Origin of the sequence: Pseudoxanthomonas sp. PXM04 (genome assembly GCF_014851695.1) — a bacterium.
Classification (GTDB): Bacteria; Pseudomonadota; Gammaproteobacteria; order Xanthomonadales; family Xanthomonadaceae; genus Pseudoxanthomonas_A; species Pseudoxanthomonas_A beigongshangi.
This window is the reverse complement of sequence record NZ_JACVAG010000004.1, coordinates 49,275-65,954: the sequence shown is the minus strand read 5'-3', so window position 1 is coordinate 65,954 and position 16,680 is coordinate 49,275. Positions and strand designations below refer to the sequence as shown.

At 65.2% G+C, this 16,680-nt stretch carries 11 protein-coding genes; 7 read left to right on the top strand and 4 right to left on the bottom strand.

Annotation, left to right across the window (positions count from 1 at the left end; all coding sequences use genetic code 11):
- Together IB228_RS11035 and IB228_RS11030 are read left to right on the top strand one after the other, a co-directional pair.
- The gene (locus IB228_RS11035) at positions 1–864 is read left to right on the top strand and encodes an alpha/beta hydrolase (protein WP_183636262.1); all 864 of its coding nucleotides are present in this window, start codon (positions 1–3) and stop codon (positions 862–864) included.
- A gap of 60 nt (positions 865–924) precedes the next feature.
- Positions 925–2,190, top strand: coding sequence for a PQQ-binding-like beta-propeller repeat protein (locus IB228_RS11030; protein WP_225562424.1), 1,266 nt, complete (start codon positions 925–927; stop codon positions 2,188–2,190).
- A 110-nt stretch (positions 2,191–2,300) separates the two neighbouring features.
- On the opposite strand, the gene IB228_RS11025 is transcribed toward IB228_RS11030, so the two are convergent.
- Positions 2,301–4,226 carry a glycoside hydrolase family 9 protein gene (locus IB228_RS11025; RefSeq protein WP_183636258.1) on the bottom strand — a complete coding sequence of 642 codons (1,926 nt, stop codon included), beginning with the start codon at positions 4,224–4,226 and terminating at the stop codon, positions 2,301–2,303.
- Positions 4,227–4,359: 133 nt separating this feature from the next.
- Here IB228_RS11025 and IB228_RS11020 point away from each other — a divergent pair, with 133 nt between their 5' ends.
- The 4 genes from IB228_RS11020 to IB228_RS11005 all read left to right on the top strand — a co-directional run bounded on the left by IB228_RS11020 (position 4,360) and on the right by IB228_RS11005 (position 10,590).
- The gene (locus IB228_RS11020; protein WP_183636256.1) at positions 4,360–5,610 is read left to right on the top strand and encodes an ROK family transcriptional regulator; all 1,251 of its coding nucleotides are present in this window, start codon (positions 4,360–4,362) and stop codon (positions 5,608–5,610) included.
- A 61-nt stretch (positions 5,611–5,671) separates the two neighbouring features.
- Entirely contained in the window at positions 5,672–6,619 is a 948-nt protein-coding gene (locus IB228_RS11015; RefSeq protein ID WP_183636254.1) for a carbohydrate kinase family protein, read from the top strand.
- A 16-nt stretch (positions 6,620–6,635) separates the two neighbouring features.
- Positions 6,636–7,853: an MFS transporter gene (locus IB228_RS11010; protein ID WP_183636252.1), complete on the top strand. Its 1,218-nt coding sequence runs from the start codon at positions 6,636–6,638 to the stop codon at positions 7,851–7,853.
- 67 nt (positions 7,854–7,920) lie between these two features.
- Entirely contained in the window at positions 7,921–10,590 is a 2,670-nt protein-coding gene (locus IB228_RS11005) for a TonB-dependent receptor (RefSeq protein ID WP_192198469.1), read from the top strand.
- 88 nt (positions 10,591–10,678) lie between these two features.
- On the opposite strand, the gene IB228_RS11000 is transcribed toward IB228_RS11005, so the two are convergent.
- The 3 genes from IB228_RS11000 to IB228_RS10990 all read right to left on the bottom strand — a co-directional run bounded on the left by IB228_RS11000 (position 10,679) and on the right by IB228_RS10990 (position 12,953).
- Positions 10,679–11,110 (bottom strand): CBS domain-containing protein, encoded by a 432-nt coding sequence (locus IB228_RS11000; RefSeq protein WP_192198467.1) that lies wholly within the window; start codon positions 11,108–11,110, stop codon positions 10,679–10,681.
- A 274-nt stretch (positions 11,111–11,384) separates the two neighbouring features.
- Positions 11,385–11,921: a DUF6151 family protein gene (locus IB228_RS10995; RefSeq protein WP_192198465.1), complete on the bottom strand. Its 537-nt coding sequence runs from the start codon at positions 11,919–11,921 to the stop codon at positions 11,385–11,387.
- A 69-nt stretch (positions 11,922–11,990) separates the two neighbouring features.
- A complete protein-coding gene (locus tag IB228_RS10990; protein WP_192198463.1) occupies positions 11,991–12,953 on the bottom strand; it encodes an alpha/beta hydrolase in 963 nt (320 codons plus the stop codon).
- 1,116 nt (positions 12,954–14,069) lie between these two features.
- Between IB228_RS10990 and IB228_RS10985 the strand changes: the two genes are divergently transcribed.
- Complete coding sequence (locus IB228_RS10985) at positions 14,070–16,616, top strand: TonB-dependent receptor (protein ID WP_183636243.1); 2,547 nt, start codon at positions 14,070–14,072, stop codon at positions 16,614–16,616.
- Positions 16,617–16,680: the final 64 nt, after the last annotated feature.

Sequence of the window (16,680 nt, the reverse complement as noted above, 5' to 3'; positions counted from 1 at the left end):
ATGCGCCTTTCGACATTGCGTCCATGCCTGCTGGCGGCCCTCCTCGCCTTCATCGCCTTCCTGCCACCCGCGAGCGACGCGGCCGAAACCGATCTCCCCGCGGGTACGCGCGTGCTTGCCGACGTCGCCTACGGGAACGACGCCAGGCAAAGGTTCGATGTCTACCTTCCCGCGGAAACCAGGAACGCGCCGGTGCTCTTCATCGTCCATGGCGGTGCGTGGCGCAATGGCTGGAAGGACCATCGCGGCCTGATTGCGAACAAGGCCGCTTACTGGATTCCCAAGGGCTACGTGATCGTCTCGACCGACTATCGCCTGCTCCCCGAGGCGGATCCACGGGGCCAGGCCGAGGATGTCGCCCGCGCCATCGCGAAGGCACAGGAACTGGCACCGGCCTGGGGTGGAGATCCGGCTCGTTTCATCCTGATGGGCCATTCGGCGGGTGCGCACCTGGCACTGTTGCTGGCGGCGGATCCCGCACGACTGGCGAAGCACGGGGCACGCCCGCCACGGGGTGTCATTTCACTGGACAGCGGCGCGGTGGATGTCGTCGGAATCATGCGGACCGTTCCGCATCCCGCCCTGTACGACGCGGCATTCGGTGACTCTCTGTCGTACTGGCAGGCGGTATCGCCGCATCATCTCCTGGACCCTGGAGCGCCGCCGATGCTGCTGGTGTGCTCTTCGCGTCGCCGAGGCGCATGTCCGCCTTCCTGGCGGTTCTCGCGCAAGGCGACATCGCTGGGCGTCCGCGTGGAGGTGATGGAACAGGATCTGTCCCACATGGCGATCAATCGGGAACTCGGCCTGCCGGGCGCCTTTACGGAGCAGGTGGATGCCTTCATTGAACGCGTCGACAGATGAACGGCCCGTACAAACCGCGCAGCACACGTCCGAGCCATTTCTTTCGAGGAGTTTGACGTGATGGAGCTGTCGGCCCTTGCGCTGGGATTTGTCCTGGCCGCACCCATTGTCGTTCCGGAACGGAATCCGGTGTATGCGCCTGGCTGGTCGGCCACCCATGCCGATGCATCGAACAGCGACTACAGCCCGGTGCCGGGATCCGCGCGCATCGTCCACGCGTGGTCCCGTTCCTTCGAGGGCATGATCAACCTGGGACCGACCAGTGATGGTCACGGGCAACTGTATGTCACCACCAGCGGACCGGGCTGCCGGCTGCACGCGCTGGATCGGGCGACCGGCCGGACGCTCTGGTGCTCCGATGCGCTGGACCGCCTCGCGGTGGCTTCCTCGCCGCTGCTGGACGCGGATCGCAATCTGTACCTTGCCGATGGCGCGTCGATGCATTCGTTCCGGCACGACGGCGGCAAGCGCTGGGAAACACCCCTCCTCGGATTCCCGTTGTCGGCGCAGTTCGCTGCCGATGGCGATCTGGTTTTCATCACCCATGTGGGTGTCATTTACCGCCTGGACCGCAGGACCGGGAAAACCGTCATCGATCCCATTGAACTGATCCCGGATCCCGTCTTCGACCCCTCCAGGGATGCGCTTGCCTGCATGCGTGGCACCCGGGCATGTCCGAGCGCCAACACGCCCGCGCTGGATCGGCACGCTGGCAGGTTCATCTTCACGTTCTGGGCTCCGGAGTCACCCGCGGCCGGTATCCGTTCGATGAAGATCCTGGCCGGCGCGGACGCCAAGGGCATCACCGCCGACTGGACCCATGACACGCTCCCGGGCGGGAGTGCGGCCAGTCCGAGTCTGTCGGCGGATGGCAGCCGGGTCTACCTGACCGACAACAACCAGCGCTTGCTGGCACTCGATGCGCGTACCGGCGAGCGCGTGTGGAGCATCGACATCGGCTACTCCGCGGGCGGCAGTCCCTCGGTCTCGCCCGACGGCATCATCCTGCCCGCCGGTGGTGGCGATGCTCCCCTCATGGCCATTCGCGACCAAGGAAACCAGCCGCGTCTTCTATGGCGCAGGGACGACCTGCAAAACCGGGGCATCGCGACCCAGACCGCAGGTCACCTCGCCTATGCAACGGTGGCCAATGGAGATGGCACCCTGGATCTGGTGGTCGTCGACGTCCAGACCGGCAAGGTTCATGACCGGGAACATTTGCCTGGAAGACCGATGTTCACCGTCGGAACAACCGTGGATTCGGATGGCACTGTTTATGTCCCGACCATACGTGGTGGGCTTCACGCCTATGTGCCTGTCCGGTAGCGGCCGTCTACCGCGATGACGCGATAGACAAGCGCCAGGCTCGGCATGCGGACTGCACCCGGACGCGGAAAGCGATCAAGCCTGCCTGGACGAACTCCCTGCCGCGCCAATCAATGCGCGGTACTCCTGGTATCGGATGCCGGGCTGTCCATGGCAGACGCCGGGATTGCCGGACGGGAATCCTCGCTCATCGCCATCACCGCGAACAGCATCCAGGTGGTATGCGGAATCCATTGCTCCACCCAGCGCCATTGTTCCGAGTCCGGACCCGGTGCGAAGGTGATGCCGGCGCCGGTGTCGCTGCCCACCGCCCCGGTGATGCCGTTGGAGATGCCGCCCACGAACATTTCGCCGGCGCTCTCAAGGACCGTGGGCGGGTTCTTCTGGCCAAAGCCATACAGCATGGACATGCCGTACGGATTGCGGCCCAGCGTCCAGTCGAGCTGCGCCTGCGCATAGCCGGCCTGCTCGCCAGACAGGCCGTATCCGGCCTTGCCATCGGCGGCCAGCTTGCGTCCGCCGATGACCATGGCCGCGCTGAGCGATGCCAGGCGGGCGCTTTCGCCCTGCCACCAGTAGCCGGTTTCATTGCGGTGCGGAATGAAGAATCCTTCCAGCACCTCGCCCGCGGCCTTGCCGTCCTGCGTGAGCTGGAAGCGCTGGCGGGCATAGCCGTACGGATTGGACACCGCCTGGGTAATGGCCAGTTCGTGTTTCAGCGCTGAAGCGATGGCGTCCAGTGCGCGCTGGCGGCGCGCCTGTTCCGGTTCGATATCGGCATAGGCGGACAGACTGATCACCGGCAGGCCGGCTTCGGCCGCATGGTAGTAAGGACGGCTGCCGCCATCGCTGATGAAACCACCATCGGCCTGCTGGCGCGCCATCAGGCGGGCGGCGCGCTCGCGCGCATCGTCGAGATAGCGCGGCTGGCTGGTGGCGTTGTGCAGTTCCACCAGCGCCATCAGCGCGGTGTAGTCGTCGATGATGTTTTCCTTGCCGTCGGCGCAGTACTGCGGGTTGAACTCGCGCAGATGCGCATAGGCGCGCTCCGCGTCGGCCAGATAGGTCGCGCCGTCGAATTCGCCGTGACGTCCGGCCTGTTTGGCCAGCATCGAGGCGCGCGCGAGCGCCGCGATCGCCATGCCGCCGCCGGCGCGGAACGCCGAGCGATACAGGGTGGTATAGGTTCCCGCGGCGCCCTCGTAGCCGGTGACCATGCGCTTTGCGCCGGGTGTGCCCCACTGGTCGAACACCGTGGTGTAGAAGTAGCCCTCCGCGTCCAGTATGCGGTGCAGGTAATCGGCGCCCCAGAACGCCTCGTCCTCGACCTGCTTCTGCAGGCCGTGGGCGGCGAACAGTGCCTTGCGTGTATCCGCGCCATAGGCCAGCACCCAGACCGCCATCGACGCCTGCTGCGGATTGAAGTGATTGGCATAGCCGAGATGGGACAGGTACTTGCCCTTGTCGCCGCCGGCATCCTGCCAGCCGCCCCACACGTTCACCCGGCGCGAGGTCTGGAAGATGGGCAGATCCCGATCCGCGTCGTCGGTATGCCGGCTGCGCTGGAAGTAGCCCAGCAATTGCGCGCCCGTGGTGGCGAAGACGGCGTTGTCGCGTACCGCCACCGGCGCCGACAGCGCATGCTGCCCGCCGATGCGCACGTCCACCTGGTACCGGCCGCTTTGCTCGGCATCCGAAAAATCGACGCTGAAATAGCGCTTGCCCGAGCCCCATTCTGTGAAGGGTTGCAGCGGGCGCAGGTCGCCGTTCCGCACCGGCTTGCCATCGACCAGCACCGTGTAGCTGCCCTTCGTGGCCTCGCCCGTGTATTCGACGATGGCCTGCTTCGGCCCTCGCCGCTCCAGCGCCACCTGGTTGATCTGCACCAGCAGCGGTTCGCTGGGAAGGCTCACCGACACCGTGGTCGCCGGCTTCTGCTCCGAGGCGGGCGCTGCGTAGGCCTGGGTGGACAGCGCCGTCGCCAGCGCGGCCACCAGGAGAACACCGGTCTTGCAGGAAGGCGGCAATCGGGTCATTGGCACGGTTCCGGATAGACTAGCGTCGCAACTTAGCCACGGATTCGGCCGCCGTCAATAAATATTTCACATGGATGTATAAATATAAGGGTATGCACCTCCCCTCCCCTACGCTCAACCGGTTTCAACGCCTATGAACATTGGCCGCGGCGCCACCCAGCAGTCCAGCGCCCCCTACAACCGCCGCCTCGTGCTGGATTTCATCCGCCAGCATGGCGCGGCCTCGCGCAAGGACATCCAGGAAAAGGTCTCGCTCAGCCCGCAGACGGTGGCCAACATCACCAATGAGCTGGAGTCCATCGGCCTGATCGTCTCGCGCCGGCAGAAGGACCTCAAAACCCGCGGGCAGCCGCCGATCGCCTTCGAAATCAATCCCGACGCCGGCCAGTCCATCGGCATCAGCCTGGAACCGGGCCGTGCCTCGGGTGCGCTGGTCAATCTGGTCGGCCGGATCGACGCCCGTTTCGAAGTGCAGTTGCAGGGCTGCGACCGCCCGCAGCTGCTGGCCGGGCTGCTGGAACTGGTGGCCAACCTGCGCCGGCAGGCCAATGCCCGGGTCTGGGGCATCGGCGTGGCCCTGCCCGGCCCGCTCGGCGATACCGAACTGAGTTTCGTCGGCCCCACCGCGCTGGAGGGCTGGAAGGATCTGTCCATCCTCGACCAGTTGCAGGAAGCCACCGGCCTGCCGCTGTTCCACAGCGTCGACAGCGTGGCCGGCGCGCTCGGCGAGACCCTGTACGGCGTCGCCCGGCACCTGGACAACTTCTTCTACCTGCACCTGAGCATGGGCCTGGGCGGCTCGCTGATCGTTGGCCGCAACCACTACCGCGGCGCCGACGGCAATGCCACCGAGATCGGCCACGTGCCGGTCGTGCCCGGCGGGACACCCTGTTACTGCGGCAACCAGGGTTGTCTGGAGCGCTACCTGTCGCTGCACTCGCTGGCCGAAGCGCTGGGCATGGACGACGGCCAGATCCGCACATCGGACCTGCTGGATCGGCTGGACGACGCCAATGACCAGCCCTTGCAGCAGTGGTGCCAGCAGGCCGCCCAGCGCCTGCGCGACGCCATCTGCATGATCGAGAACCTGCTCGACCCGCAGACCATCGTCATCGGCGGCTCCGCGCCGCAAAAGCTGGTCCGGCGCCTGGTCGAACTGGCCCAGCCGCTGCACCGTTCGGTGCGCGGCCGCCCCGCGCCGCAACTGCCGCGGGTGATGATTTCCCAGCGCGAGGAAGACTGCTCGCTGCTGGGCGCCGCCGTGCTGCCCATCCATGAGCTGCTCTCGCCGCGCCTGCAGGGCGTGCAGAAGGACGATCCGGGCGACACGCAGGCCGCGGAACTGCTGGGCCACCGCCCAGCCAATGGGGGGCGCCGAATTTAATTAAACTTCCACTGGATATTTTTATTGACAGGGAAGAATCGGGCTGCCTATAGTCGGCCCCATGAAGCACGATCAGCCCCAATTCAGCATCATCGGCGATGTCAGCGTGGACCTGGTCTTGGGCACGCTGAACAGCTGGCCCAAGATTGGCACCGAACAGTTGCTGCCGCGCAGCGAGCTGCGTGCCGGTGGCTCGGCGGCCAACTCCGCCCTGGCGGCGCGCCACCTTGGCCTGAGTCCCCGCCTGATCGGCGCCATCGGTAACGATGACCTGGCCCAGTGGCTGCTGCTGCAATTGGCCGGCATTCCGGTCGAACTGCAAACCTGCGCCAGCGACACCACCATGTCGGTCGGATTGATGCACGCCGATGGCGAACGCACTTTCTTCACCAGTTGCGGGCACCTGCAGCACCTGACCCCGGCCTTCGTACTCGAACACCTGCCGCCGGCGCCGGCCGGCAGCATCGCCCTGTTCACCGCCCCTTTCCTGCTGCCGGGCCTGCGTGACGACTACAGCCAATTGCTGGCGCAGGCATCGGCCAGGGGCTACCAGGTGGCGCTGGATCCGGGCTGGCCACCGGAAGGCTGGACGCCCCGGGTGCACGAGGAAGTCGAAGGCTGGCTGGTCCATTGCGACCATCTGCTGATCAACGAACTGGAGGCGATGAGCATCGCCGGCACCCAGGACCTGACGATCGCGGTGCAGCGCGTCGCCCGCCTGCTCAAGCCCGGCGCCCATCTGATCATCAAGCTGGGTGCGGCCGGCGCGCTCGGGCATGTCGACGGACAGAGCACCCACTACGCGATCGAAGTGGCCCACGGGATTTTCGACACGGTGGGGGCCGGCGACAGTTTCAACACCGGCTACCTGGCGGCGCGGTTGAACCAGGCCGGTCTGCACGATGCGCTCGGTGCCGGCTGCCGGACCGCCGCGGCGATCCTGCCGCGCTTCCCGCGCAAGACCATCGCCGCGGGTGAACTCTCGCATTGTCTGCACCCGTCTCCCTGATCCCGGAGCCACGACCATGAAGCACCGGCCGCTGATCATCAGCTACATCCTCCTGATCTGGTTCGCGATCTCCTTCATCACCAACCTGATCGGGCCGTTGATGCCCATCGCCATCCAGGATTTCAAGCTGAGCCTGACCATGGCCGGCTTCATGCCGTTCTCCTTTTTCCTCGCCTACGGCCTGGTCTCGATTCCGGGCGGCATGCTGATCGAGACCCGTGGCACCCGCTACACCCTGTTCGCCGCCTTCACGCTGAATTTCCTTGGCGCGCTGGCCATCGCCCTGCTTCCCGGCTATGTCTCGGTGGTCGCCGGGTTGTTCGTCATCGGCCTCGGCATGGCCCTGCTGCAGGTGGTGATCAATCCGCTGATGCGCACCGCCGGCGGCGAGGAGCACTTCGCGTTCTTCTCGGTCATGGCGCAGCTGGTATTCGGCCTGGCGTCCTTCCTCAGCCCATTGGTCTTCAGGCTGTACATGCAGCGTCCCGGCGTGGAGGGTCAGCCGCTGGCCTGGCTGACGTTCTACTGGTACTTCAGCGCCGCCTTCGTGCTGCTCGCCCTGCTCAACTACAAGCTGCCGTTGCCGGCGGTGGAACTGAAGGAAGACGAACGCGCCGGCAGCCGCGAAGCCTACCGCAGCCTGCTGCGACGTCGCGACGTGCGCCTGTTCTTCCTGGCCATCGTCGCCTATGTCGGCACCGAGCAATCCATCGCCAACTGGATGTCGCAGTTCCTGCACAGTTATCACGGCCTGTCGGCCACCGAACACGGCGCCGTCGCCGTCAGCCGCTTCTGGGGGCTGATGTCGCTGGGCTGCCTGGCCGGACTGGGGCTGCTGAAACTGCTGGATTCGAAGCTGGTGCTGGCGGTTTTCTCACTCCTGGCCATCGCCTGCCTCGCGCTCGCCCTTTTCGGTTCCGCAGCCGTCTCTCCACTGGCGTTTCCCGCTGCGGGCTTTTTCTTGTCGGTGATGTTCTCGGTGATCTTCTCGCTGGGACTGAACTCGGTGCGCCAGCACCACGGCGCGTTCTCGGGAATCCTGTGCAGCGGCATCCTCGGTGGCGCCATCGTGCCGCTGCTGATCGGCGTCGTCGCCGATCACTGGGGCCTGCGCGTGGGCCTGTCGCTGGTCTTCATCCCCCTGCTCTACATCCTCAGCGTCAGTGCCTGGGCCAGGCCGCTGGTGCGCAACCAGACGCTGTATTCCGCGAAAAACACCCCCGCCTCGCCCTGATGGGCAACCACACCAGCCACTGCGCGGGCCCGATCGCCCCGAGTCGCCGTACAACCAGGAGCCAACGATGAAAAAGCATCCCAGCGCTGTTCGACCGACCGGCATCGCCGCCGCGGTGGCGGCGGTATTGCTCGGCTGTGCCACCGCCCCGGTCCTGGCCCAGTCCAGCACGGATGGCAAGGACAAGCAGGCCAGCCAGGGCGAACCCACGACCACCCTGCAGACCGTGCGGGTGTCGGCCACGCGCCTGGAATCGGATCTGCTGAAGACTCCGGTGACCGTCACTGCGGTCACCCAGGAAACGCTGACCCGCGAAGGCATCCGCGACGTGCGCGGCCTGTCGGGCAAGATGCCCAACCTGCAGATCGCCGCCGGTCCGGATTCCGGCGTGCAGGTCACCATCCGCGGGATCGGCGCCAACAACTTCACCGAGATCGGCGACCCGGCCGTGGGCCTGCATGTGGCAGGCCTGTATTCCCCGCGCCCGCAGGGCGCGCTGGCGCTGATGTTCGACGTGGACCAGGTCGAAGTGCTGCGCGGGCCGCAGGGCACCCTGTTCGGCCGCAATTCGACTGGCGGCAGCATCAACATCATTCCGGCCAAGCCGCGTTTCGATTCCAGCTTCGGCAGCACCGAGATAGAACTGGGCAGCTACAACCTTCGCCAGATCAACCTGATCCAGAACCTCGCGGTAAACGATCGCTTCGCCCTGCGCGTGGCCGCCACCAAGATCGAGCGCGATGGCTGGATCGACCAGCAGCAGGACTTCACCGACGTCAACATTCCGGAACGGGGTTTCATCGCCGACGGCATCCCGGACGTGGACCAGCGTCGCAACGTCCGGGTTCCGCGCAGCAAGTACTACTACAACCGCGACGAATGGGCGGCCCGCATCGCCGCCCGTTTCGCCATCACCGACGATGTCGAGTGGCTGCTGGCCTATGAAAAGTTCCAGAACTCCGGCGCCGGCCAGGTGGGGCTGAAGGACTGCAAGCAGGCCGCTGGCACCCGCTTCGCCTGCACCGGCGGCAAGTGGGACGTGAAGATCAACGTGCCCGGCCGGACGGACATGTCCATCGACACGGTGCGCTCGAACCTCAACTGGTATCTCAGCGACACCAACAGCATCGAGTACAGCGTGGCGTTCGCCAGGCAGAAGCGCTTCCAGATCTCCGATGACGATGGCGGCTACCACGAGATTCCCTCGCAGGTCACCGCGACCCTGCCGGTGCCGGCCGAAGGCGACTGGGGCGTCTGGCCGGTGCGCGACAACACCTCCATCACCCTGGATTCGGAGTACAAGTCGTTCGTCCACGAACTGCAGTTCAAGCACCAGGGCGAGCGTCTGAAGCTGGTGTCCGGCCTGTTCTGGATGCACGAGAAGAATTCGATCGACTACGCCCAGGAAATGCTGGTCAACGCCCCGTTCGGTTATCCGATCAGCCAGTTCTATCACCAGCCCAACCGCCAGATCGACGCCAAGGCGATCTTCTCGCAGGCCGACTGGCGCTTCGCGCCCACCTGGACGGCGACCTTCGGCGCGCGTTTCAGCCGCGATTCCAAGACCGATCGCGGTGGCCAGGTGTATGGCGGCTGGGACAGCGAATCGACGGCCTACTACAACGGGCTGTACGACCCGGGCACGCCGGGCGAACCCGGTTTCCGCCCGCACAACGGCCGTGACCTGACCGAAGGGATGGGACCGTTCGCCGGCATCGGCGCCTACCGGCTGTGGGGACCGCCGGCGGAGAACGCCCATTCCGATTCGTGGCGCAAGTTCACCTACCGCCTGGGCCTGACCAAGGATCTGTCGGACAACGAAATCCTGTTCACCTCGCTGTCCACCGGCTACAAGGCGGGCGGTTTCGGCGACAAGGACGACGCCTGTGACGGCAAGGTCTGCGTGGACGGCCCCGCCGGCCCGCACTACACCTTCTTCCCCTACCGGCCGGAAACCGTCACCAACCTGGAAGTCGGCTACAAGGGCCTGCTGCTGGACAAGCGCCTGAGCCTGTCGGTCACCGCCTTCTACAGCCGCTACAAGGACATGCAGGTGACCGGCGACTTCTTCGCCGCCAAGGTGATTGTCAACGAGCCCTGTCCGGAATGGGATCCGACCTGCGACGTGGTCAAGAAATGGCAGACCGTCAACGTCGGCACCGTGAACATCCCGGGCGTGGAGGTGGAGTTCGACTACCTGCCCACGGCCAACACCCGCATTGGCGGTTTCTTCTCGTACATCAACAGCAAGATGAAGGACTATCCCACCTTCAGCGACGAGTGGAACTGCGGCGTGCGCGAGGAGTTCGGCGCGGTGCCCTGCCCGCCCCCCTACAACGGTCCCAATCCCGAGCTGGCGGGCCGGCAGATCTACGACATCACCGGCAACCACCTGCCGCTGACCCCGAAGTTCACCGCCGGCGTCAACGTGGCGCACACCTTCCGGTTCGGCAACGGCTATGAGCTGGTGCCCTGGATCAACGTCAAGTGGCAGGACAAGATGTACTTCACCCTACGCAACCTGGACAACGCGCACGTCTCCGATGCGCAGGAAGCCTACGCCACGGTCGATGCCAGCCTGAGCCTGCAGTCACCCTCCTTCTGGCGCGCCGAGCTGTACGTGCTCAACGCCACCGACAAGATGACCAAGAACTGGGCCGACGATGCCGGCGGCTTCATCCGTGCCTACTGGAATGATCCGCGCACCGTCGGCCTGCGCGTCCGTTTCGACTACTGAGACCGTCGGTGCCGATGCTCCGGCATCGTCACGGGTTGCTCCAAGAAACCGCCCGAAAGGGCGGTTTTTTAGTCTCGTGCCGCGCCAGTCAATGCGCAGCGATGTAGATGTCGCGCAACACGTCCCGTTCGAGCGAGAGTTCGTCCAGCCGGTTCTTGACGATGTCGCCCAGGCTGACGATGCCCACCAGCTCATCGTCGCTGATCACCGGCAGATGACGCCGGCGCGCATGGGTCATCATCGACATCGCCTGTTTCAGCGTGCTGTCGGGCGTGATGCTTTCGATGGCGGCATCCACCAGCCGGCTCAGCGGCCGCTCGCCGGCCTGCGCGCCGTGTTCCGCCAGCGCGGCCACGACGTCCTGTTCGGACACGACGCCAACCGGCTGCGCCAGGCGGGTCACGACCAGTGCCGCGATCTTGTGGGCGGTCATCTTCCTGGCGGCGGCGCCGATGGTATCCCCGATATCGATGGTGACCACATCGCCGGGCTTGGACTTCAGAAGTTCACGAATTTTCATGGGGGTCTCTGGCTGTTCGGGCTGCACCCATCCGGCGCGTTACCCGTGTTGTGTATCCGGACTCTATGACCTGCCCATCCGCCTCACTAGACGGCCCGAAGGGAATTCACCCTTCCACGGATGTGGGCAATGCGCGAATCCCTACACGCGGCGAGTGGTCCGGAACGCCATCCTGCGCCGGCGGCGCCACCGCAATCCAGACGGCCCTGCCTTTGCGGCAGGCGTCGGTTCAGTTTTCCGCATCGATGCTCCTTCCCGCGTCTCCCGCCTGCTCTCAGGCATGGATCTCGCCGCCGACCTCGATGCGGGGACTGCGGAACCCCATGGCGATCCATGCGTTCAACAACCGGGCGAAGAACGAGAACGACTGGCGCTTGAAGTTGGGAACGTCGGCGGGCAGGAACGACGCGTCCGCCAGATCGCCGGTCATCGTGCGCATCTCCAGTGGCGGCAGCGTGGCGTCGGGCCACAGGGCCCCATAAAGGCTCAACCAATGCCCGCCCTTGAATTCGAGGAACACGGGCGTGTTGCAGCAGGACGCGAGAACGCGCCGGGTGCTGGCGTCGGACGACAGCCGAAAGGCCTTCAGGCGATCCATGCCGGCGACAAAGCGGATGCGGTCTTTCCGGTAGAGAACGAACCGCGTCCCGCCCAGCGGGTCAAGCAGGGGCCGCGCGCAGGCCAACCGTTGCAGTCGCACGCCGGCGGCACGGCAACTGTCGCAATGGCATGCGACGCTGGTGATGGGCTCTCCCCGGAGGGTCAGCTTGAACTGTCCGCAGGCGCAAGCGAGGCTCGTGGTCGGCGACATGTCTTTCCTTCCGTCGTGGATTCCATTCTTCGACGAACGGGCTGATCCGATTTCGACACGGTGATCGCGTTACGAAACACCCCAGAGCGCCCGCGCCTCCCCGGCGACCACCTCCGGCATCTCTTCCGGCCAGAACAGCCTGCCGCCCTCGACCCGCCGGACGCCGCGGCTGCCAGGCAGGGCCTGGTCGAGCCAGTTCGCCCAGCGGACCGGGAACAGCGGGTCCGCCGTGCCCCAGACCATGCGCGTCGGCGTGTCCAGGCGCCGGAGGTCCGGTTCGATCGCCAGCAAGGGATTGGGGTCGAGATCGGCGAGATAGCGGTTGAGTTGCGACTTGCGCAGCGGCGACGACACGAGCGGCTTGAAGTAGTACTCGATCGTTTCGTCGGTGACGTTCGCGGGCGTCATGTAGGCCGACCCGATGATGCCCTTGTCCGAACGAGCGTAGACGCGATCGTCCAGGTGGCGCTGCATCTTCGGGTCATAGTTGCCGGCCTTGGCCGCGTTGATCGAATTGCGCATCTGTTCCGGCGGGCAGTTCTCGTGGACGTCGCAGTTGGTCAGCAGCATCGTCCGGACCCGTTCCGGATGTTGCACGGCGAAGAGTTGCGCGATCGTTCCGCCGCTGTCGTTGGCGACGAGGTCGACGGACGAAACGTCGAGATGGTCAAGGAAGGCCACCAGCATGTCCGCCTGCGCCTGCGGGGAAAGATCCTGTTTCCCGGAGACCTCCGTATAGCCCAGTCCCATGAAGTCCGGCGCGATGCATCGTCGATGCGGCGCGAGGCGTTCGAGCGAACCGCGCCAATGGAGGCCGTTCAACGGAAGGCCGTGGAGAAACAGGGCCGCCGGGCCGCTTCCGACTTCCACGTGGGCGATGCGTCCGAACCGCGTGTCGGCGAAACGGCGCAGCGCGGTGAACGCCGCCGCGTCCAGCGTCGTCCCTTCCCTGCCCGGCGCCATCCGGTACGCGCCGAGGGCGGCGGTACCCGCAATCGCCGCGCATGCCTGCAGAAAGCTCCGTCGTTTCATCGTGGTCCCCTATCGTCAATGGCGTTGTCGGTCGAAGGAAATCGTGGCGTCGCCCGCGCGGTGATCCCTGCGGATAGTCGCCCCGATGCATGCCGTGGAATCCGTGGGTTGGCTGCCTCATCATCACCGGCGCCCGCTGGCGCGACCACGCGAATGCGTGCCGGCAGACCAAGGCAGGTTGATGGTCGAACGCCTGTTGATCGCGGGAGGGGCGGTGCCGGAGCGCCCGTTCTCGCGACAGCCGAAGGGTGTCCCCCATGACATGGGAGGCAGGGGGAATGGGTGAAATGGGCGGATTCCCGTCCTCGTCCGCACCGTCTTTCAGCGGTCTGTTGAAGCCTCCTTCCCGGCCGGATTTTTCACCTTCGGATGGCTGTCCCCTGGCGCCGACGGCCCGAAAAAGAACTCATATGAAACGATCCAAATGGCCTGATTGCATTCAAATTCGCGATCAAAGTTCCAATTTTCTTAAATGAACAGGGCTAAATGAGTGCTATCGCCCCTTCCTAGCAGCATCCGATGACAGGTCGTTGACATCTGAATTTATATCGATTCAAACTCGGCTCGCGTTGGCGCCCGTGCCGGCGCATCACGGGTGGGGGCACCTTGCAATGGCTGTTGCATCTCGAACGGACGTACCGATCAGCGATGTGCCACTTCTCACAGTGGACCTCTGTCATGCCGAAGCCGGTTCGCCACCCGCGCAGGCTTCGAACACCCCGCGCTCGCCTCGGCCACCCCGACGCGACCACGGTCCCTCCCCTTCTTTTCTCCAGGCTGCGGCATCGTTCGGCTCGACCCTCGGCGCGGCGCGCGACCGCCCGGTTCGCGAAATCGAATTCGAGTCACCCACCTTTTTATTTGGCCGCCATTTGGTAGCGCTACCTGACGAGAACGAAACCCGGGCAAGTCGCCCGGGGCGAGCCACGGATGCAGGTCCGGGCATCGGGCAAAGCAACGCCACTCGCATCCACCGTCCGACCGGCGGCGCACGAAAACGAACAGGACCTTGAAGAAAACGGAGGGGCGCGTCCCACGCCGGGGATGGGCACGGAACCACCGCAAATCGGCAGCAGGCAACCATCGCAGCAACCACCCATTTGATGAGGAAAGGTCATGAAATACCGCAAGTCCGCACTGTCGGCAGCCGTCATTGCCTGCATTGCCTTCAACGCCCAGGCACAGGAAGCCTCGGATCTGGACACCGTCACCGTCACCGGCTATCGCGTTTCGCTGGAAAAGAGCCAGGCGGTCAAGCGCTCGGCCAATTCGATCGTCGATGCGATCAGCGCCGAGGACATCGGCAAGTTCCCGGACACCAATGCCGCCGAATCGCTGTCGCACCTGCCCGGCATCACCGTTGATCGCCAGTTCGGCGAAGGCGAGAAAGTCAGCATCAACGGCACCGATCCGGCCCTCAACCGGGTGCTGGTCAACGGCCAGACCATCGCCTCGGGCGACTGGGGCGGCAATCCCACCGACACCAGCGGGCGCACCTTCAACTACACCCTGCTCTCTCCGGAAATCATCGGCCTGATGGAGGTCTACAAGACACCGGAAGCGCGCATCGACGAGGGCAGCATCGGTGGCACCGTGATCGTGCATACCCGCAGGCCGCTGGACCTGCCCAGGAACACGCTGCGCGGCACGGTCGGCTACAACTACAACGACCGTTCGGAAGACGGCAATCCGCGCGCCTCGCTGCTGTGGAGCTGGAAGAATGCCGCCGAGGACCTTGGCTTCCTGATCTCGGCCACCCACGACAAGCAGAGCATTTCCCGCGCCGGCCTCGAATACTGGGGCTACACGACCGGCCTGCCCGACACCGCCGTCATCAGTGGCGAAGGCGACCCCGCCGCCGCCAAGCTGCCGGTCGGCATCAGCAGTTCCTACTTCCAGCAGGATCGCGAGCGTGACGGCCTGCAGGCGGCGTTGCAGTGGAAGCCCAACGAAAACAACGAAATCAACCTGACCGGTATCTACGTCAAGGGCAAGTACGACAACTTCAGCCAGGCGCGCTACATCTGCCCGGCCTGCAGCCTGGGCCAGATCACCAGCGCGACCATCGACAATGGCTACGTGGTCGCGGCCGAAGTCGGCGGCGACGCGTACGCGCAGCACGATTTCAACCTGCGCAAGAGCGAGGTCGAAACGCGCAGCATCAACCTGCGCCACGACTGGTCCGGCGAGAGCTGGGTATTCACCACCCAGGCCGGCGTGACCAGCGCCAAGGGCGGCAAGGATCCGGAATACCTGATGAAGACCCTGCTGCTCAGCGGCGGCTTCGATTTCGAGTACGACGCGCGGCACACCGTGGTGAACTACGACAACGACGCCGCGTCCAACTGGGGCCTGGCGCCGGGCCAGCAGTACGGCGGCCAGTACTACGAAACCAGCCGCGACAAGGAGCGCTACTTCCAGTTCGACGCGACCCATGACGTGGCCTGGGGTCCGATCAACCAGATCCAGGTCGGCTACAAGTACACCAACCACGACAACGGCGTGTCCTCGCGCGGCAACGCGGTGGACGTGGTGTCGGCGCTCAACCTGACCGAGATCCTGGGCGGCATGTCGCCGAGCGGGCTGTATGACGGCCTGGGCGCCGGCGGCGACCTGGCCTCCTGGCCGGTGGCCGATCTGGGCAAGGCCATCGCCTACTTCAACTCGCTGGCGCCGCGCGGCCCGTACACCTACAACTACGGTCCCTCGTTCAACGTCAAGGAGATCACCACCGCCCTGTACGCGCAGGCGAACTTCGAGTCCGGCAAGTGGCGCGGCAATCTGGGCGTGCGCTACGTGGATACCTCCGACAAGTCGCTGTACTGGGTCAGCAACGGCTCTGGCGGCTATGACCGGGCCCTCGCGAACCGCAGCTTCTACAAGCCGCTGCCGAGCTTCAATCTGGCCTACGAGCTGACCGACGACATGGTGGCCCGCTTCTCCGCCGCCAAAGTGATGGCCCGCCCCCGCTATGGCCAGTTGGCCGGCACGCTGGATCTCAACGACCAGGACTTCACCGGCGGCGGCGGCAACGTCGATCTCGAACCCTACGAGGCCACCAACTACGACCTGGCCTTCGAGTGGTACTTCGCCCCCAGCAGCATGCTGGCGGCCGAGGTGTTCCGCCGCGACATCAGCAACTACGTCGTGACCAATACCATCGAGCAGCAGCTGACCAACCCGATCTCCGGCGTGTCCGGCGTCTATTCCATCAGCCGCCCGATCAACGTCGCCGACGCCTCCGCCACCGGCGTGTCGCTGATCTACCAGCAGGCGTTCGACAACGGGTTCGGCATCAACGCCAACTACACCTATACGGACACCGACACCAGCACGAACCTGTTCCTGCCGTACGTCTCGAAGAACGCCTATACGGTGACGCCGTACTTCGAGAAAGGCCCGTTCAGCGTGCGCGTCAACTACAGCTACCGCTCGGAGTACTACAACCAGGTGGGACGCCAGAACGCGAGCGTGTTCGCCGACGCGTACAAGCAGCTGGATCTGATTGCCGGCTATCAGTTCAACGAGATGCTCGGCGTTACCTTCAGTGCCTCCAACCTGCTGGATGACACCTACTACTGGTACGACACCCAGAAGCGCACCCCGCTGGGCCTCTACAAGAGCGGGCGCAACTACCAGGTGGCCTTCACCTTCAAGTTCTGAGGCGGCCAAGGCACGCCATCGGTCCTCCCTCGATGGCGTGCCGTTCCGTGCGCGTGGCCGCCCC